This window comes from Thiohalophilus sp., from assembly GCF_034521165.1.
GTDB lineage: Bacteria > Pseudomonadota > Gammaproteobacteria > UBA6429 > Thiohalophilaceae > Thiohalophilus.
In genome coordinates this window covers 168606-187112 of sequence record NZ_JAXHMV010000001.1, presented here as the reverse complement: position 1 = coordinate 187112, position 18507 = coordinate 168606, and the positions used below count along the sequence as shown (strand labels likewise).

The 18507-nt window shown below is 57.3% G+C and carries 19 protein-coding genes; 8 read left to right on the top strand and 11 right to left on the bottom strand.

The features are described from left to right. Nucleotides 1–171 precede the first annotated feature (171 nt). From U5K34_RS00900 to U5K34_RS00890, 3 genes are read right to left on the bottom strand one after another with little or no spacing between them, the layout of a single operon-like run. A complete protein-coding gene (locus tag U5K34_RS00900) occupies nucleotides 172–1302 on the bottom strand; it encodes a sensor domain-containing diguanylate cyclase (RefSeq protein ID WP_322566656.1) in 1131 nt (376 codons plus the stop codon). 15 nt (nucleotides 1303–1317) lie between these two features. Continuing rightward, nucleotides 1318–2205, bottom strand: a complete 888-nt coding sequence (locus U5K34_RS00895; RefSeq protein WP_322566655.1) for an HDOD domain-containing protein — start codon at nucleotides 2203–2205, stop codon at nucleotides 1318–1320. Between the two features lie 5 nt (nucleotides 2206–2210). Further along, complete coding sequence (locus U5K34_RS00890; protein WP_322566654.1) at nucleotides 2211–2426, bottom strand: hypothetical protein; 216 nt, start codon at nucleotides 2424–2426, stop codon at nucleotides 2211–2213. 137 nt (nucleotides 2427–2563) lie between these two features. On the opposite strand from U5K34_RS00890, the gene mobA reads away from it, so the two are divergent. The 3 genes from mobA to moeA are packed head-to-tail and all read left to right on the top strand — an operon-like array spanning nucleotide 2564 to nucleotide 4979. Further along, entirely contained in the window at nucleotides 2564–3154 is a 591-nt protein-coding gene (gene mobA, locus U5K34_RS00885; RefSeq protein ID WP_322566653.1) for a molybdenum cofactor guanylyltransferase MobA, read from the top strand. Then, nucleotides 3151–3681 carry a molybdopterin-guanine dinucleotide biosynthesis protein MobB gene (gene mobB / locus U5K34_RS00880; protein ID WP_322566652.1) on the top strand — a complete coding sequence of 177 codons (531 nt, stop codon included), beginning with the start codon at nucleotides 3151–3153 and terminating at the stop codon, nucleotides 3679–3681. The genes mobA and mobB overlap by 4 nt, the downstream gene beginning before the upstream one ends. Nucleotides 3682–3731: 50 nt before the next feature. Then, nucleotides 3732–4979 (top strand): molybdopterin molybdotransferase MoeA, encoded by a 1248-nt coding sequence (moeA, locus tag U5K34_RS00875; RefSeq protein ID WP_322566651.1) that lies wholly within the window; start codon nucleotides 3732–3734, stop codon nucleotides 4977–4979. Between the two features lie 976 nt (nucleotides 4980–5955). Here moeA and trxA read toward each other — a convergent pair. The 3 genes from trxA to U5K34_RS00860 are packed head-to-tail and all read right to left on the bottom strand — an operon-like array spanning nucleotide 5956 to nucleotide 7319. Beyond that, complete coding sequence (gene trxA, locus U5K34_RS00870; RefSeq protein WP_416223986.1) at nucleotides 5956–6363, bottom strand: thioredoxin; 408 nt, start codon at nucleotides 6361–6363, stop codon at nucleotides 5956–5958. 57 nt (nucleotides 6364–6420) lie between these two features. Then, nucleotides 6421–6858, bottom strand: a complete 438-nt coding sequence (locus tag U5K34_RS00865) for an NUDIX hydrolase (protein WP_322566649.1) — start codon at nucleotides 6856–6858, stop codon at nucleotides 6421–6423. Beyond that, nucleotides 6855–7319: an RNA-binding S4 domain-containing protein gene (locus U5K34_RS00860; protein ID WP_322566648.1), complete on the bottom strand. Its 465-nt coding sequence runs from the start codon at nucleotides 7317–7319 to the stop codon at nucleotides 6855–6857. Before U5K34_RS00860 ends, U5K34_RS00865 begins: the two co-directional genes overlap by 4 nt. An 11-nt stretch (nucleotides 7320–7330) precedes the next feature. Between U5K34_RS00860 and U5K34_RS00855 the strand changes: the two genes are divergently transcribed. Together U5K34_RS00855 and U5K34_RS00850 are read left to right on the top strand one after the other, a co-directional pair. Further along, nucleotides 7331–8896 carry an AAA family ATPase gene (locus U5K34_RS00855; RefSeq protein WP_322566647.1) on the top strand — a complete coding sequence of 522 codons (1566 nt, stop codon included), beginning with the start codon at nucleotides 7331–7333 and terminating at the stop codon, nucleotides 8894–8896. Nucleotides 8897–9011: 115 nt separating this feature from the next. Then, nucleotides 9012–9311 (top strand): TusE/DsrC/DsvC family sulfur relay protein, encoded by a 300-nt coding sequence (locus U5K34_RS00850; RefSeq protein WP_416223978.1) that lies wholly within the window; start codon nucleotides 9012–9014, stop codon nucleotides 9309–9311. Between the two features lie 67 nt (nucleotides 9312–9378). On the opposite strand, the gene U5K34_RS00845 is transcribed toward U5K34_RS00850, so the two are convergent. After that, nucleotides 9379–10092, bottom strand: coding sequence for a hypothetical protein (locus tag U5K34_RS00845; protein ID WP_322566645.1), 714 nt, complete (start codon nucleotides 10090–10092; stop codon nucleotides 9379–9381). 106 nt (nucleotides 10093–10198) lie between these two features. On the opposite strand from U5K34_RS00845, the gene U5K34_RS00840 reads away from it, so the two are divergent. Together U5K34_RS00840 and U5K34_RS00835 are read left to right on the top strand one after the other, a co-directional pair. Further along, the gene (locus U5K34_RS00840; protein WP_322566644.1) at nucleotides 10199–10888 is read left to right on the top strand and encodes a hypothetical protein; all 690 of its coding nucleotides are present in this window, start codon (nucleotides 10199–10201) and stop codon (nucleotides 10886–10888) included. Beyond that, nucleotides 10885–11145, top strand: coding sequence for a YcgL domain-containing protein (locus U5K34_RS00835; protein WP_322566643.1), 261 nt, complete (start codon nucleotides 10885–10887; stop codon nucleotides 11143–11145). Before U5K34_RS00840 ends, U5K34_RS00835 begins: the two co-directional genes overlap by 4 nt. Nucleotides 11146–11247: 102 nt before the next feature. Here U5K34_RS00835 and U5K34_RS00830 read toward each other — a convergent pair whose 3' ends face one another. Together U5K34_RS00830 and U5K34_RS00825 are read right to left on the bottom strand one after the other, a co-directional pair. Next, nucleotides 11248–11556, bottom strand: coding sequence for a BolA family protein (locus U5K34_RS00830; RefSeq protein WP_322566642.1), 309 nt, complete (start codon nucleotides 11554–11556; stop codon nucleotides 11248–11250). A gap of 132 nt (nucleotides 11557–11688) precedes the next feature. Further along, entirely contained in the window at nucleotides 11689–14124 is a 2436-nt protein-coding gene (locus U5K34_RS00825; RefSeq protein WP_322566641.1) for a Lon protease family protein, read from the bottom strand. Between the two features lie 330 nt (nucleotides 14125–14454). Here U5K34_RS00825 and U5K34_RS00820 point away from each other — a divergent pair, with 330 nt between their 5' ends. Continuing rightward, nucleotides 14455–14883, top strand: coding sequence for an Rrf2 family transcriptional regulator (locus U5K34_RS00820; RefSeq protein ID WP_322566640.1), 429 nt, complete (start codon nucleotides 14455–14457; stop codon nucleotides 14881–14883). 699 nt (nucleotides 14884–15582) lie between these two features. Here the strand turns inward: U5K34_RS00820 and htpG are convergent. Together htpG and U5K34_RS00810 are read right to left on the bottom strand one after the other, a co-directional pair. Beyond that, nucleotides 15583–17475: a molecular chaperone HtpG gene (gene htpG, locus U5K34_RS00815; RefSeq protein ID WP_322566639.1), complete on the bottom strand. Its 1893-nt coding sequence runs from the start codon at nucleotides 17473–17475 to the stop codon at nucleotides 15583–15585. A 118-nt stretch (nucleotides 17476–17593) separates the two neighbouring features. Continuing rightward, on the bottom strand, nucleotides 17594–18418 hold the full coding sequence (locus tag U5K34_RS00810) for a pyruvate, water dikinase regulatory protein (protein ID WP_322566638.1): 825 nt from the start codon (nucleotides 18416–18418) through the stop codon (nucleotides 17594–17596). Nucleotides 18419–18507: the final 89 nt, after the last annotated feature.

Below are 18507 nucleotides of genomic sequence, written 5' to 3'. Positions count from 1 at the left end.
GAATAAAGACCAACCACCAGGACACGAAGACACCAAGAAAAATTCTTCAAGAGGCCGAAACGATCACGCGTTCACCAATGTCGGCGACGGCGGGCAAGTCTACGTCGCGAGCGGAAGTGGTTTCAATGAATACAAAAATTTACCTGGTGTCTTCGTGTCCTGGTGGTGAAATCAGATCTTGCAGGCAATATCAGAATAGCGATTGACCTGGTTACGACCATGGCCCTTGCTGTAATACATGGCACTGTCCGCCTGATGCAGCAGTTCCTCGAGGGCCCGGCGGGTTTCGCGCGAATGCGTGGCCTGCAGGGCCGCCACGCCGACGCTGATCGTGATGCCGAAATCTTTTTCAGCAAAGCGAAATTCCAGATTGGCAATGCGTAACCGGATCCGCTCGGCCAGGGTCATGGCACCCTCCTCAGCGGTCTCCGGCAGCGCCAGCACGAATTCCTCACCCCCTAAACGGGCGATAATATCCGCCTCGCGCGCTTCCTCGCGCAGCAGATCGGCAATCGCGCGCAACACATTGTCGCCCACCCCGTGACCGAAACGATCATTGATTGACTTGAAGTTATCGGCATCCAGTACCAGTAAACAGAACGGTTCGTCATAGCGGATTGCCCGGGCCAGCACTGACTGGGCTTCGGGAAAGAAAAAGCGCCGGTTATGCAGTTCGGTTAACTCGTCAATGACTGACAGGGTGGCGTAACGTTCCTTGAGATGCTCGGCTTCCTCCAGCGCCGCTTGCAGTTGTTGTGTGCGCTCCGTGACCATTTTTTCCATGTCGTGCAATAGCCGGTTTTTGATCAGCAGCTGGCCGAGAAAATTGCAAAAAATAATCAGGCTGCGCTCATGCTCCACGGTAAAAAATCCGCTATGCGGATGGCAGGCGACAAACACCCCCAGCAGTTGCCGGCTGGCCTGAATCGGCAAGCCGATATACGACACCTCGTCATTGTCGATCAACGCACCGCTGATACCCTGGGCAAATTGCTCGGTCGTGCGCCGTGCCTGTTGTTTCATCCAGGCCTGGGCTGCTTCCACATCTTCTTTTTCCGCCGCGTCACACCCCCGGCTCGCGACCAGGTCAAACCGCTCGGCCTCGTCCTGTAAAAAAATGCCGACTGAATCGAGTTCGAGATTCTCCGCCACCACCTGCAGTGCGCCCTGTAACAGACGCTGCTCGTCATGATCGGTGACTTCAAAGCCGGAGAGTTCACGCAAGACCGAGAGGGTGCCGACCAGATCGATCAGTCGGGTATTAACGTCCTGAAAGGCTTCAACAAACGGTTTGTTATCCATATTCCACCCGCTCACTCAGACCACGGCCAGCATTTTGGCCACAGCCTCGTACAACTCACGCTTGCGATGTAATTTTTCCTGTACCTGGTGAACCTGTTCGACGGAAACGCCCAGATCGAAAAACGCGGCCTTGGCCGACTCGGGCAACCATTTGCGATCGCCATCATTGCAGTAGCTTTCGGCCCACTCGGCGGTGGCATGGATCAACAGCACCAGCGGATAGTGATCCCCGCGATAACTGTAGTCACTCAGATTGCGTATCACCGTGACGATATTGTTCGGAATGTGCCAGTGTTCCGCCAGCCAGGCCCCGACCTCGTAGTGATCGGTGCCGCTGACCTCACGCAGGGCCTGGCTGAGCGACAGGGTCGGCTCCGCCTCGCGGCGTCGATAGGCTTCGGTCACCTGCTCGGGATAAAGATGAATCAGGGGCAATAAACCGAAATTGTGCAGCATGCCGGCCAGATAGCTTTCCTCGGTACCGGGACGCGGCTCGACCGTCACCAGGTGGCTCAACTCCTGGGTCATGCTGGCGGTGAGAATCGCCTGCAACCAGAAACGCTGCAGTTCAAAACCGGGAATCGAGACCAGGATCCGAAACGGCCCGGCCAGGGCGATACTCAGGGCGAGGCTGCGGGCCAGGCGCAGACCGAGGGATTTGAAAATCGCTTCCTCGGCGGAGGTAACCGGTTCGGCATGGCCAAAATAGGCGGCATTGGCCAGGCCGATGATCCGCCCCAGCAGGGCGGGATCCTGCTCGATCAGCCGGGCAAAGGACTCGATGGTGATCTCCTCATTGCCGATGGCATCGAGCAACTGATCCAGCACCGGCGAGACGGCCGGCAAACTGCTCAGTTTGCGGACATCCAGCCGAATGGCATCGCGCGAGCTATCAGCCAGCAACGGGGTCACGCCTTGACATCGATGACTCCGCCCAGCGCTTCGTCGGCCTGTTCCACGCTTTTGGCGTTCGTGGCCACCTGGCGCTCGGCCTGTTTGAGATCCTGCAGGGCTTCGCTGTCGCCGCGCCCCGAGGCGATCTGGGACGCCGCGCGCCGGGCGGTGGTAATACCGGCCTGCATGCCGTTGACGGCGTTTTTCATGGTGGCATCGATACTGGACATGGAAACCCGGGTCGCTGTTGAGTGGATCAATTGCTTGCAGTTTTACCCTTATCGGCCCACCAGCGGCGATCTTTAGGGATTGACGCGCCGACTCGCGAAGCGCGATATACTGGGATTTTGAGCGAAACGGAACCGGCATGAGCTTATCGGCACCCACCACCATTACCGGCATCGTCCTGGCCGGGGGCCGGGCCCGGCGCATGCAGGGGCAGGACAAAGGGCTGCTCCCGTACCAGGGGCGCCCGTTGATCGAACATGTTTGCGAACGACTGCGCCCCCAGGTGGCGAAGCTGTGCCTCAATGCCAACCGCCACCGGGAAATTTATCAACGCTATGGCTACCCGGTCATCGAAGATATGTGGCCGGATTTTCCCGGGCCCCTGGCCGGGTTTTACAGTGCCCTGCAACAGTGCGCCGGCGAGTGGTTCTGTTTTGTGCCCTGCGATACACCGCAACTGCCGACGGATCTGGTCGCCCGGCTGAGGGAGACAGCCACAAAGGCGCAGGTCCCCGTGGTCGCGGTCACTGACGGAGAACACTTGCATGGCACCCTCTGTCTGCTGCACCGTTCCTGTGAAAGCGCGCTGCTCAGTTATTATCAGCAGGGCCACCATCGGGTGCAGGAATGGATTCGCAGTCAGTCTTATGCCCTGGTGGATTATGGCGATCAGTCCCAGGCGCTGATCAACATCAACGAACCGCAACAACTGGAACCCGGACTCTCATGATTGAAGCACCCTGTCCCCTGCTGGGTTTTGTCGGCTACAGTGGCAGTGGTAAAACCACCCTGCTCACCCAGCTGATCGCCCTCCTGCGCGAGCGCGGCTATCAGCTCGGCGTCATCAAACATGCCCATCATCAATTTGATATCGATCATCCCGGCAAGGACAGTTATGAACTGCGCCATGCCGGCGCCGGTCAGATGCTGGTCGCCTCGCAGAATCGCTGGGCACTGATTACCGAAACACCGCAGCAAGAACATGATCCGCAACTGGGCGAACTGATCGCCAAACTGGATTGCAGTGAGCTGGACTTGATCCTGGTGGAAGGTTTCAAACATGAAACCTATCCCAAACTGGAAGTGTACCGCGAAGTAGCCTCGCATTCGCCGCTGTATGTCGACGATCCGCACATTATCGCCCTGGTGACCGAACTGCCCGCCGACATCGACGGGGATTTGAGCGTGCTCGATATCAATAACCCGCCGGCCATTGCCGACTTTGTCGAAGCCTTCATTCAGCAGAATCGCGGCTGATATGGCATAATCTCCGCTTGCCACAAACCCCGTTGATTGAGTAACTGCCTATGTCCGCCAAACCTTCCTGCGACGAATTCGATCCCAACAATCTGCGCGTGGAACAGGCGCTGGAACAGATTCAGCACCGCATCACGCCGGTACAGGAAACACAAACACTGCCGCTGATGCAGGCCCACAACCATGTCCTGGCCGAGGCTATCCGCTCGCCATTGAATGTGCCGCCGTACAAAAACTCCGCCATGGACGGCTACGCCCTGCTCGGTACGGATCTCGGCGACAACGAGATCACGCTGGATCTGATCGGCACCGCCTTCGCCGGCAACCCGTTCGATGCTGAAGTCCGGGCCGGTCAGTGCGTGCGCATCATGACCGGCGCCAAGCTGCCCGACGGCGCGGACACGGTGATCATGCAGGAACATGCCAGCGTCGATGGCAACCACATTACCTTTGGCAGCGGTCACACGCCGGGACAGAACGTGCGTCATGCCGGCGAGGATATCGCCGTGGACGATGTGGTGTTACAAAAGGGCCAGCGTCTGCACGCGGCCGAGCTCGGCCTGCTGGCCTCGCTGGGCGTCCCCGAGGTCAGCGTGGCACGCAAACTGCGGGTCGCGTTTTTCTCTACCGGGGATGAACTGCGCCCGGTTGGCGAGGTGCTGGAAGAAGGCCAGATTTACGACAGTAACCGTTACACCCTGTACGGCATGCTCCGGGAACTGGATGTCGAGATTCTCGATCTGGGTGTCATCCGGGATGTGCCCGAAGCGATCGAAGCCGCCTTTGAACAGGCCGCCGATCAGGCCGATGCGGTCATCACCTCCGGTGGCGTGTCGGTGGGAGAAGCCGATTACGTCAAACAGACACTGGATAAACTCGGCGAAGTCAGCTTCTGGAAGATCGCCATGAAGCCGGGCAAACCGCTGGCCTTCGGCCGGGTCAAAAACGCCTGGTTCTTCGGCCTGCCCGGCAACCCGGTCTCGGTCATGGCCACCTTCTACCAGTTCGCCCTGCCGGCCCTGCGTCGCCTGATGGGGGAACAGACGCAAGCCCCACTGACCTTCAAAGTGCCCTGCCGCGAGCCGTTGAAAAAGCGCGCCGGACGCACCGACTTTCAACGCGGTATTCTGACCTGTGATGAGCAGGGTAACCCGGGCGTCACCGCCGCCGGCATGCAGGCCTCGCATATCCTCAGCGGCATGAGCCGCGCCAACTGTTTCATCATCCTGCCGCTGGAAGCCGACAACATCGACGCCGGCACCCTGGTCGAAGTGCAGCCGTTTCGTGGGTTAATGTGAAAAAAAGATATTCACCACGAAGACACCAAGACACGAAGTAAAAAATATAACTTTTGCCTGCGTATTATTCTAATTTACCGGCAACAGACCTGCCACGAAGAACTCACTGCGCATTAACGCACAAAGACACCTTCAGGAAGTATCGTCAAACATCTTCCCCTGGTGCCTTCGTGTCTTGGTGGTTAATCTGTAATGAAAAAACCAACCACCACGACGCCAAGGCACAAAGCAAAAATTAATTTCACTCAATCCCTTTTCACTCCTCTACAGAGGCAAAGGGACACACCTTGAAACATTTACGCCGGACATAAAAACACGAAGACACCAAAAGGAAAACCTTAAACGTCCTTCCTTGGTGTCTTCGTGTCTTGGTGGTTAATCTGTAATGAAAAAACCAACCACCAAGACGCCAAGGCACAAAGCAAAAATTAATTTCACTCAATCCCTTTTCACTCCTCTACAGAGGCAAAGGGATGCATATTGAAACATTTACGCCGGGCATAAAAACACGAAGACACCAAAAGGAAAATCTTAAAATGTCTTTCCTTGGTGTCTTCGTGTCTTGGTGGTTAATATGTAATGTAAAAAACCAACCACCACGACGCCAAGGCACAAAGCAAAAATTAATTTCACTCAATCCCTTTTCACTCCTCTACAGAGGCAAAGGGATATATCTTGAAACATTTACGCCGGGCATAAATAACACGAAGACACCAAAAGGAAAATCTTAAAATGTCTTTCCTTGGTGTCTTCGTGTCTTGGTGGTTAATATGTAATGTAAAAAACCAACCACCACGACGCCAAGGCACAAAGCAAAAATTAATTTCACTCAATCCCTTTTCAATCCTGTACAGAGGCAAAGGGATGCATATTGAAACATTTACGCCGGGCATAAAAACAAGAAGACACCAAAAGGAAGTTTTAAAATGTCTTTCCTTGGTGTCTTCGTGTCTTGGTGGTGAGAAATTTTAAAAGATCAGGACTGGGCCTGTTGTTCCTGTTCCTGCTGCTGCTTGGCGACTTCCTGATGGACTTTTTCCATATCCAGGGCTTTGGCATCCTCGATCAGTTTTTCAAACGCGGATTGCTGCAGTGCGCCGGCTTCGGAATAAAGAATGACCTGCTCGCGGAAGATCATCAGGGTCGGAATGGAGCGGATATTGAACATGCCGGCCATTTCCTGCTGGTCTTCGGTGTTGACCTTGGCAAAGACGATATCGTCGTGTTTTTCGGATACTTCTTCATACACCGGACCGAAAGACTGGCAAGGACCACACCACGGCGCCCAGAAGTCGATGATCACAAAATCGTTCTGCTCGATGACATCTTTGAAGTTTTCGGGGGTCAGTTCTACGCTCGCCATGGATTTCTCCTGAAATTGAATATGTGAAAATTTTACGTATCTGAAAAGATGGGGGCAATTTTTTATGATACAACCCCGCTATTGCCGCACCGGCGCCAGCTCGCCCGTGGCCAGATAATGCCGGTAATCATCAAGAATAAGTGCATGATCAAAGGCAAGTTTCTCCGGCAACTCCGCCGGGCTCACCAGTTTGATGGCCCGGGCATCGTCCGCCGCCTGCGGCTCGCCGCGGGCATCAGCGATATACACCGCGCTGACGGTATGCCCGCGGGGATCGCGCCGCGGATCCGAATAACATCCCAGCAGGCGCTCCAGCGTGACCTGCAGACCGGTCTCCTCGCGCGCCTCACGCACGGCCGCCGTTTCCAGCGTTTCGTCGATGTCCACGAAACCGCCGGGCAAGGCCCAGCCATGAGGTGGGTTTTTACGCGCGATCAACACCAGCGGTTCATCGGGCCGATCGATCAGCCGAATGATGATATCCACGGTCAATAACGGGGTTTGCGGCCGGCTCATGGCTTCTCCTGAGAGTATTTGTTCACAAAACGGATAATCTTGCGCCGCTCCCGCTTGTCCGGTTTATGCGTAGGCCGGGGATTAAGCCGCGCCGCTTCCCGTCGCGCGGCCTGTTGTGTTTCCCGCCGGGTCACACTTTCGGCCGTTTCCTCGTACAGTTGTTGCGCCACGCTGGCCGGGCTCCGGCGTTGCGCCAGTTCACGTACGGTGATGTCAAAGCTCAGCGACTGCTTGCGAATGAACAGTTGATCGCCGATCTGCACGCGGGCCCCCGGTTTGGTGCGTTGACCGTTGAGCTTCACGTGGCCGCCATTGATCGCCTCACTGGCCTGCGCCCGGGTCTTGTAAAACCGGGCGGCCCAGAGCCATTTGTCCAGACGTGTTGGTGTGGCGGAATCCGTCGACATGTGATTGTCCCGATCGGCGATCAGCGCTAGGCTGTGCGTATGCAGATAATTCATCCAGTGTACCAATGAGCGAGGCGCAAACTCCAGCCTGGTTGGCCGCCTTGCAACAACCCGCCGCCTACACGCATCCCGTTGCCAGGATCGAATTGATCGAAACCCACATCTCCTGGGTCTTGCTGACCGGCAAGTTCGCCTACAAACTCAAAAAGCCGCTGGATCTCGGCTTTCTCGATTTCAGCACACTCGAGCTGCGACACTATTACTGCCAGGAAGAGCTGCGCCTCAATCGCCGTCTGGCCGCACCGATTTATCTGCAGGTTCTGGCAGTGATCGATACCGCCGACGGCATCGTGCTGGCCGATCCGCAACAGACCGAGGGCGAGATGCTCGAGTACGCGCTCAAGATGCGCCAATTCGATCCCGGGCAGGGCTTTGATCATTTGCTGCAAAAACAGCAGCTGACCTTGCCCCATCTTGATCAACTGGCGGCCCTGATCGGGGATTTTCACCGGCAACTGCCCGCTGCCCCGCCCGACAGTGATTACGGCACCCCGGCGGCGATCCGTCATCCCTGCGATGAGAACATCGCGCAGATTCGCCAGCAGGCGCCGCAACTGGCCGATGATCCCCGACTGACCGAAGTGGCCGACTGGACTGAACAACAGTTGCAACAACTAACCCCGCGGTTTGAACAGCGTCATCGCGACGGCTTTATCCGCGAATGCCACGGGGATCTGCATCTGCGCAATATTGCCCTGTGGCAGGATAAGGTCATCGCCTTCGACTGTATCGAATTTGACCCGGCCCTGCGCTGGATCGATACCCTCAACGAAATCGCTTTTCTGATGATGGATCTCGATGCGCATGATGCCAGCGGTCTCGGCTGGTATGTGCTCAATCGCTACCTGGAGCAGACCGGTGATTATGCCGGACTGGATCTGCTGCCCTTCTACCGGATCTATCGCGCCATGGTTCGGGCCAAAGTGGCCGCCATTGAACTGGGCCAGCATCAGGCGCCGCGCCACCGCGAGGAACTGAATGACTATCTCGATCTGGCCGCGGCTTCCATGCGGCGCGACTCGCCCGCCCTGCTGATCACCATGGGCTTTTCCGGCAGTGGCAAAAGTACGGTCACGGACGGCCTGCTGCAGTCACTCGGGGCAGTGCGGCTGCGCTCCGACGTGGAGCGCACGCGCCTGTTTGGCGAAGCCGACAGCGATCAGGGCATCGGCACCGGCAAATATTCAACACAGGTCAGCGAGCGGCTGTACCGCCATTTACAACAACAGAGCCGTCAGCTGTTGCAGGCGGGCTACACGGTGATCGTCGACGCTGCCTTCCTGCAACACGCCCGCCGCCAGCCCTTTGCCGAGCTGGCCGACGCCTGTGGCGTGCCGTTTCACATCCTCGCCCTGCAGGCCGAACCCGACGTGTTACGCGAGCGGATTCGCCACCGACAACAGGCCGGGCAGGACGCCTCCGAGGCGGATCTGGCCGTGCTGGAAGCCCAGCTGGAACACCATGATCCGCTGGATGAAAGTGAGCAGGCCCGGGCGCTTGACATCGACACCACGCAACCCGCCGATCCCGGACGGCTGGCGGCCCGCCTTCGCCGCCTTCGCGGACAGTAACCCTGTGCGCGACACGGAAAAAAGGGGGCTGGCCTCTTGCCAAATACCCGAGTCTTTTGCTAAGGTTATAAGTAAATTTGGGTCACCCCCAAAACACATTCTCTCAATCAGGAGGTTGATAACAGTGGAATTGAATCTGGACGGCGAAGGCTTTCTCGTCGATCGTGACGACTGGTCAGAAGAAGTCGCCAAAGAACTCGCCAAACAGGACGAGATGGAAATTGACGATCAAATCATGGATCTGATTAATCAGGCGCGGCAAATGTACGAAGAAGACGGCGTCGTTCCGCCGATTCGCAAATTTGCCAAACAGACCGGCGTCTCCTCCAAGGAGCTGTACGACATCTTCAAAAGAGGCCCGATGAAACTGATTTGCAAGTGGGGCGGCCTGCCCAAGCCGACCGGCTGCGTCTGAGCCCCCAAGGTTACTCCCCGGGACAAAAGACCGGCATCATGCCGGTCTTTTTTTGTGGCTTGAAAAATCAGCCCGCGACACGGGCCAGATACACGCTCTGGATGAAGTCCCGCTCCTGATAGGGATTGTAAAAGCTTACCGGCTCGGCACGGGCCGCGGCGAAGACGCCGGCCAGCTGGTCGGTAAAAGCGGGATCGGGTGGCGCATTGGACCACAGCCCGAACACGCCACCGGGGCGCAGATGTTGCGCCAGCGCGCGCAGGCCATCGGGTTGATAAAAGTCGTCGTGTTGCGCATCCAGCCGGTGATCCGGCGCATGGTCGATATCCACCAGGATCGCGTCGAATTGCCGGCCGGGCTGTTCGGGATCGAAACCGGTCTCACTGTGTGCCAGGGCGAAGAAATCGCCCGCCACAAACCGGTTGCGCGGATCGCGCTGTAACAGGTCCCCCAGCGGCAACAGTCCCGCCTGATGCCAGTCGATCACCGGCGCCAGCGCCTCGACATTCAGCAGCGAGCGAACGGTCGTATGCGCGAGCACCGCCTGCGAGGTGTAGCCCAGTCCCAGTCCGCCGACCACCACGTCGTGTCCCGCCCCGTCGAGTTCGGCCAGCCCCAGATTGGCCAGGGCGATCTCCGAGGCGGTGAAATGACTGGTCATGAGAAAATCCTCACCCAGCTTGATTTCGTAGACTTCGGCTTCCAGCCGGGGATCATAACGCCGGCGCAGACTCAGCTCGCCGAGGGGTGTGTCACGATAATCCAGTTCTTCAAATAACATGGGGCCATTCCCTCACAACCGTGTGGCGAGAATAATAACAGACCCCTCCCCGCCGGGGCGGAAAATGGCTTTATAATGCGGCGAAGCCTGACGTAACATGCACACCATGTCGATTGAATTCAGCAGCCAGCCCGGTCCCCGCGAACGGCACTTGCAGCGCAAGTACCGCAATCCCCTGTTCCCGGATGGCAACAGTATCGACGCCGAACAGGTCACCCGGGCGCGCGAGCAGGATGAAACCGAGCTCAATCATTTTCTGCGCTATTTCCGTGATCTGGTTCAGGAAGCGGTAGAGCTGCAACCCAGCAGTGACAGCGATGTCATTCTGGATATCAAGGAACGGCTGGATCAATGTTATGTCCAGTGTTGCGCCCTGCCCGGCGATCACAGCGAGATCAAACAGGCGGTGAACAAACTGGTACAGGTCATTATGATCGCCGTGCGTCAGGGGGCCGCCAACGATCCGGTCGCTCTGAACAAGCTGGACGAGGAAGAACAGGCCCGCCAGCTGCATAACCGACTCGCCGACGAAGTGTTTGTGGCCGACATCATCCTGCCCGACTCACCCATCGAGCAGCATGAGCTGGTCCCCGCGTTACTGAGCGAATCGGAACAGGCGGTCCAAACAGCATTACAACTGTTCGATGCCGAACAACTCAGTACGATCTATCAGGACGCGAGAACCCTGCTGGAAAACACGCAACAACAGGGCCACACCCTGCCCGGGGCACAACAGCGGTTGCAGCAGATTGAAACGGCGCTGGCCGATGCCACCGCGCAGGTCACCCTCAATTGAACCCGATCAACTGCTACGTCTATCGCAGCCGACGCAAACCGGGTTTATACGTCTACCTGTCCGGGGAAGATGACTGGTCCGCCGTGCCGGAGAATATACTGAACCTGCTGGGCGAAACCGAACGATTTCTGGAACTGGCGCTGACACCGGAACGCCAGCTCGCGCGCTGTACCGGCGCCGAGGTGATCGCCGCGATAGAAGAACAGGGTTTTTACCTGCAAATGCCGCCTGGAGATAAATCAGTGGCTAGTCTCTAGGGGCTAGCAGCTAGAAAAAACCCTGCATCGGCCCCTTTCCTTGCAACCTTACGAGCCGAACAGTTTGCTGTTACTAGCCCCTGGTAACTAGCACCTGGTACCTTATTTACCCCCACCGTGACACGGCGGTGAATCGGGCGCCTGGCCGGTTTCCTGCCACTCGTCCGGTGCGTAGGTATGCAACGCCAGGGCATGGATGTTGTTCTGCAGTTCATCGGCCAGCACCTCGTTGATCATCCGGTGGCGGGCGATCAGCGGCTTGCCGTCAAAGCTGTCGGAGACGATCACCACCTTGAAGTGGGATTCGGAGCCCGGCGGCACATTGTGGTTATCACTTTCGTTGATCACCTGCAGATGGGAAGGATGAATCTGCCGGGATAATTTTTCCTCAATGACCGTTTGCATGCTCATGCGCTGACTCCGTGAATGTCTGGGTTGAATAAATCAAATGTGTCAAGGTTATGGGCCCCGCCAGAGCGATTTCAAGCCTGCGCTTTGTAGTGTCTTTATCGATTCAGATCACCGCAGATCCTGATCCCGGGATCAGGATGCATCATCGTCCTTGTCTTTGGCATCCTCGTCCTGGTCTTCATCGCCCGGCTTGGCGAACTCGTGGCGGGTTTCGGCGAAATCCTCGAGTCGCTGTTTGACTTGATAGTTCACCGACTCTGGCGGGTATTCACCCCGGGCATCGGCCTCGCCGGCGGTAACGCCGGTCAGTACTTCGATTGCCTCGTCCACGGTACTCACCGGGTAGATATGAAACCGGCCTTCGCGGGCGGCGGCCACGACATCCTCCCGCAGCATGAGATGCTCGACATTGGTGGAGGGAATCACCACGCCCTGTTCGCCATTGAGTCCGATGGCCTGGCAGGCATCGAAGAAGCCTTCGATTTTCTCATTAATCCCGCCGACCGGCTGTACCTGGCCTCGCTGGTTGGCCGAACCGGTCACCGCCAGTGACTGGCGTACCGGGATATTCGCCAGCGCGGACAACAGGGCGCACAGTTCGGCGATGGTGGCGCTGTCCCCCTCGATGCCGCCGTAGTTCTGTTCGAACACCAGGGTCGCCGCCAGGGACAGCGGCTTGTTGCCGGCAAAGCGCGCGGCCAGATAGGCCGTCAGGATCATCACGCCCTTGGAGTGAATCGCCCCGCCGAGCTCCACTTCGCGCTCGATATCCACCACTTCACCCTCGCCGACGCGTACCGTGGCGGTGACACGACTGGGGTGACCGAAAGCAAAGCGACCCAGTTCGCTGATGACCAGGGCATTGACCTGGGCAGTCACCGCCCCGGCAGTATCGATCAACAACGTTCCGCGCCGGATCTCCTCGACGATGCGTCGCTGGACCCGATCGGAGCGATAGATCTGCTTGTCGATCGCCTGTTGCACATCGGCACGGCTGACCAGTTCACGCCCCCCCTGACGGGCCCAGTAATCGGCTTCCTGCAACAGATCGTTGATGCTGCGCATATGTACCGACAGCCTTTGGGTATCTTCAACCGCACGCCGGCTGTGCTCGATCACCCTGGCGACCGCATCGCGATCAAAATGCAGTAGCTGATCCTTGCGCACCAGGGTCGCCAGCAGGCGGGCATAACGATTCTGGTTATCGTCATTACTGTCGAGACTGTTTTCAAAATCGGCCTGGACCTTGAACAACTCGGCAAAATCGGGATCGTAAGCCTGCAACAGATAATAGAGATAGCGTTCGCCAACCAGCACCACCTTGACGTTCAACGGGATCGGTTCCGGCTCCAGACTCACGGTGCTGATCATGCTGTACATTTCCGCCGGTGACTCGATATGGATCTCGCCGGCATAGAGCACGCGCTTGAGAGCTTCCCAGGCAAACGGCTGGGTCAAAAGTTTATGGGCATCGAGCACCAGATAACCGCCGTTGGCACGATGCAGCGCGCCGGATCGGATCAACATGTAATCGGTGACCAGCGTCCCCATCTGCGAGACATATTCGATCCGCCCGATCAGGTTCTGAAAAATGGGCAGATCCTCGTAGACCACCGGCGCTCCCGCTGCCTCACTGTGATCCACCAGGACATTGACCTGGTAACGCCGGAACGACTGCTCGGCCTTGCCGGTCTCCCACATCACCACTTCTTCCTCTTCATCGCGGAAGGCATTGAGGTTGTCAATCACATCCTCCTGCACTTCGGAGAGGTAATCGTTGATCGCTGCGACATCGTTATATTTCTCGCGCAGGTCTTCGATCAGGTGGCCGACCGCAAACATGCCGACTTCACGATTGAGCGTCTTGATCGCCTCGCGCAACTCCCGTTGCCATTGACTGCGCTGATGGAGAATCCCGCGCAGCTTGTCTTCCAGGCTGGTGATCACTGCCGACAGGCGCTGCTGTTCTTCTTCCGGCAATGCCTCGTATTCTTCGCTTTTGATCGGACGCTCGTCCTTGAGCGGCACAAAACTGAATTCGTCCCGCTCCCGGGCGCGCACCACGGTAACCCCGTGCTTTTCCGCCTCCTCGGCCAGTTCGGCAAACACTGCCCGCGAGCGCTCCTGGAAACTTTCGTGCAACTCCTGCAGCCGGGCGTGATATTGCTCGGTTTCGAACGCATTGGGGATCGCCGAACGCAAATCTTCCACCAGCTGACGCATGTCACGGTCAAACGCGCTGCCCCGCCCGGCGGCCAGTTCGATGGCGCGCGGTTTTTCCGGATGGGAAAAATTGGCTACATAGATCCAGTCCCGGGCAACCAGCTCTTCAGCCGCACACTGGTGCAGGAACTGGTGCACCATGGTGTGTTTGCCCATCCCACTGGGGCCGAGCACGAACAGGTTATAGCCGTGCCGGCGGATCCCCAGACCAAACTGAAGGGCCTCCTCGGCCCGATCCTGGCCCAGCAACCCGTCCAGATCCGCCAGTTCCGCCGTGCTTTTGAACCCGAACCGGTCCGGGTCACAGGGGGTATAAAGCGCGTCCGCGTCGAGTGCCTGTATCAAATCAATTCGCCTGTATTTGGTGCCGGGGAAGAAGCCGACCGCCGCCCGGCCGGCGGTCGGCCCCTACTATACCAGCGAGCGGCACGCACACGGCACAGTGGAACCATCCGGATTTTTATGTGCCTAAGAAATTGCCGTCAATATAACATACGACTGATTTCAAGTTGTTGTTTTATATTGATAATTTATAATTTCCCGTATGAGCAACAAGGTTGAAATTTACAATTGTTCACAGCATACACATTGTCAAGCTGGGGGAATAATCCTAAGTTGTTTACCAAGTCAATTGTAGAGACCGAGAACGAACCCAAACCATCAAGAGGCCAAACCATGAAACTTTCATCACGAGCAGACTACGCCGCCAAGGCCATGCTGGAACTGACGATGAGCCCCGACCGGCCGGTCACGCTGGCCTATCTGGCGCACACACAGAACATCTCCATCTCCTATCTGGAACAGATTTTTGCCTTGCTGCGCAAGCACGGGCTGGTACGCAGCGTGCGCGGCCCCGGCGGCGGTTATGTATTGAACAAGTCCATCGACGAGATCTCCGTCGGCGACATCGTCAAGGCAATCGACCTGCCGGAAAAAGAGAAAGCCAAAGACAATGTCCCCACCGGCCACGGCGCCCCGGAAAGCGCCCACCTGTGGCAACAGCTGTCCAATATGGTCTATGACTACCTGAGCAGCGTCAGCCTGCGGGATATTCACGAAGCGGACAAGAAACAGTCCGGCGACAAGTCTAGCCAGGCGGCCTGACAACAGTTCGAGTCGAAATCAACGCGCCGCGATCGAACGATCGCGGCGCGTTTTTATTTTTTACCGCAGAGGCGCAAAGGGCGCAGAAGGTATTTGGTTCAAGGTAACCTGGACCGAAAGCCCCCTTCTGACCTCTTGAGCCTGTGCCCGTGTATTCCGGTAATTTAATTTTGCCTTCCCGTCCTGTTCGGGGATGTCACACAAACCGACATCTATCTATCAGAATCCACTGAATTTCTTAATTTAATAGAATTTGATCCGGATCAAACCCGGCCTGCTTTTAGCGCAGTAAAGCTTTGTCATCGCAAACTACCCAGGAGTGAATCATGCAACAGGGTGACAAAGGTATTGCCATGAACGTCGGCAAGACGGTGCTGGTGTTGTTCGGGTTTATGGTGTTTTTGATCGTGGTATCGAATGTGATTGCCTGATGCCCTGCGGGCAGGTGCTGAGTGCTGAGTTCTAAGTGCTGAGTTCCGAGTGCCAGATGCAGGTCAGGTTGTGCGCAGCGCTACCTGACATTCTGTCTGTCGGACTGTTTTTTTACCACGAAGACACGAAGTCTCGAAGTGTATTCATTTTTCCTTCGTGCCTTCGAGTCTTCGTGGTAACGCTTTTATAAAAATCCAGACGAGGCCGGAACCCGGCGGTGGGCGTTTGTAGAGAGATTGGATCCCGGCTTGCGCCGGGATGACAGTTTCAGCCGCCGAGTTCCTGCAGCAGGCGGTTGACGCGGCTGACGTAGGCGACCGGGTCTTCGAGCTGGCCGCCTTCGCTGAGCATGGCCTGCTCGAACAGGATCAAAGACCAGTCATTGAACTGCTGGTCGTCGTCCACGTTCTGCAGCCGTTTGACCAGGGCATGCTCGGGGTTAATCTCCAGTGACGGCTCGATGTTGGGGACATTATGGCCGGCCTGCTTGAGCAGTTTTTGCATGCTCATGGCCATGTCGTTCTCCGAAACCACCAGGCAGGAGGGCGAGTCGGTCAGGCGATGGGAGACCTTGACTTCCTTGACCTTGCCCTCGAGCACGTTTTGCATCCGTTCCAGAAGATCCTTGTAATCCTTTTCGGCTTTTTCGACCTTTTCCTTCTCTTCCTTGTCTTCCAGTTCGCCGAGATCCAGCGCGCCCTTGGCGACGGAGACGAACGGCTTGCCGTTGTATTCGTCCATGAAGGACATCATCCATTCATCGACGCGATCGTACATCAGCAGAACTTCGATGCCTTTCTTGCGGAACAGCTCCAGATGGGGACTGTTTTTGGCCGCGGCATAGCTTTCGGCGGTGATGTAGTAGATCTTCTCCTGCTTGTCCTGCATGCGATCGAGGTACTCGTCCAGTGAGACGTTCTGTACATCGCTGTCGTTATGCGTGGAGGCGAAACGGAACAGTTTGGCGATCTTCTCCTTGTTGCCAAAATCCTCGGCCGGCCCTTCCTTGAGCACATTGCCGAAGGCCTGCCAGAACTCGCTGTATTTCTCCGGCTCGTCCTGGGCCAGTTTTTCCAGATGGGCCAGGATCTTTTTCACCGAGCCGTTGCGAATGGTATCGATCTGGCGATTGCGCTGCAGAATCTCGCGCGAGACGTTGAGCGGCAGATCGTCCGAGTCGACCACGCCGCGCACGAAGCGCAGGTAGTTGGGCATCAGCTGCTCGGCGTCGTCCATGATGAATACGCGCTTGACGTACAGCTTGATACCGTAGCGCTTGTCGCGATCATAGAGATCGAACGGCGCGCGCTTCGGGATATAGAACAGCGTGGTATAGGACTGGGTTCCCTCGACTTTGTTATGCAACCAGGTGAGGGGATCTTCGAAGTCATGGGCCACGTGCTTGTAAAACTCGGTGTATTCCTCGTCGCTAATCTCGCCCCGTGAGCGAGTCCACAGAGCCGAGGCCTTGTTCACCGTCTCCAGTTCGTCGGTGGGCTTGCCCTCCTCGTCCCGTTTGGCCATCAAAATCGGCAGGGAGATATGATCGGAGTACTTCTTGATGATGCTGCGCAGCTGGAAGTCGTCCAGAAACTCCTCGGCATCCTCGCACAGATGCAGGGTCACGCTGGTGCCGCGTTCGGGCCGCGCGATGGTCTCGAGGGTGTATTCCCCCTCGCCAGCGGACTCCCAGCGCACGCCGTGTTCGGCCCCCAGGCCGGCGCGGCGGGTCTCGACGGTCACCCGGTCGGCAACGATGAAGGAGGAGTAGAACCCCACCCCGAACTGACCGATCAGCTGGGCGCTTTTGGACTGGTCTTCGGAGAGGGCCTCGAGAAACTTGCGGGTGCCGGAGCTGGCGATGGTACCGATGTTGTCCATCACTTCCTGACGGTTCATGCCGATCCCGTTGTCCGTCACGGTAAGGGTGCGCGCTTCCTTGTCGTAATCGATGCGCAACTTGAGGTCGGTATCGCCTTCGTACAGCGCATCATCGGACAGGGCCTCGAAGCGCAGCTTGTCACAGGCATCGGAACCGTTGGAGATGAGCTCGCGCAGGAAAATCTCCTTGTTGGAGTAGAGCGAGTGGATCATCAGCTGCAGCAGCTGCTTGACCTCGGTCTGGAAACTGAGGGTCTCTTTATGGGCGTCGACTGTCATGTTCTTCTCACCTTTAATATATGCGTGTTGTCATCAGATGACACAATTTGCAAGTGGTAATGGGGACAAGGGGGGAGTTTTTCAAGTCCCGCGGCGCCCTTCGGGCGAGGGGCGTAGGCTACAGCCGGTGGGGCTCCAGGCTGGTGGCCTTGAGGATGTAGGTGGCGATCTCTTCGATGGATTTGCTGGTCACATCCAGGTACTCGATGCGGTTTGCCCGGAACAGCGCCTCCACCTGGCGCACCTCGTACTGACACTGGTGCAGTGCGGCGTAGCGGCTGTTCGGACTGCGTTCCTGGCGGATCTGTTGCAGGCGTTCGGGGCGGATGGTCAGGCCGAACAGTTTGTCCCGCCAGGGCCGGAGATCGCCGGGTAACTGGCTGTTTTCCAGCTCCTCTTCCACCAGCGGGTAATTGGCGACGAAAATGCCGTAATGGATCGCCAGAAAGACACTGGACGGGGTCTTGCCGCTGCGCGAGACCCCCACCAGGATCAAATCCGCCCGCTCGTACTGGCGAATACTGCCCCCGTCATCGTTCTGCAGGGCGAAATTGATCGCCTCCATCCGGTGACTGTATTGCTCCGGCGTAACCATACCGTGGGTATGGCCTACCGTGGCGACCGGGCGGGTGCCCAGCTCCTCTTCCAGCGGCGTCAAAAACGAGCCCATGAAATCGATGAACAACCCCTCGCTGGCGGCAACCCGCTCGCGCACGTTGGGCACCACCAGGGTGCTGAACACCACCGGCCGCTTGCCCCGCTCGCGATGGGCCTTGTTCACCATGTCCCGCACCTCGCGCGCCTTCTCCTCGCTGTCGATATAGCGCAGGGTCACACAATCAAAGGACTGGTCCGCGAACTGGGAGAGCAGACTGTGACCGAGGGTCTCCGCGGTAATCGCGGTACTGTCGGAAACAAAAAACACCGCGCGTTTGCCGGTCATAAAATATTCACCCGCATCATTGTCGTGACTGGTATATTGAAAAGCAGGTAAAGCTGCCTGTAACCTGCACGATAAGCAGTTACACTCTG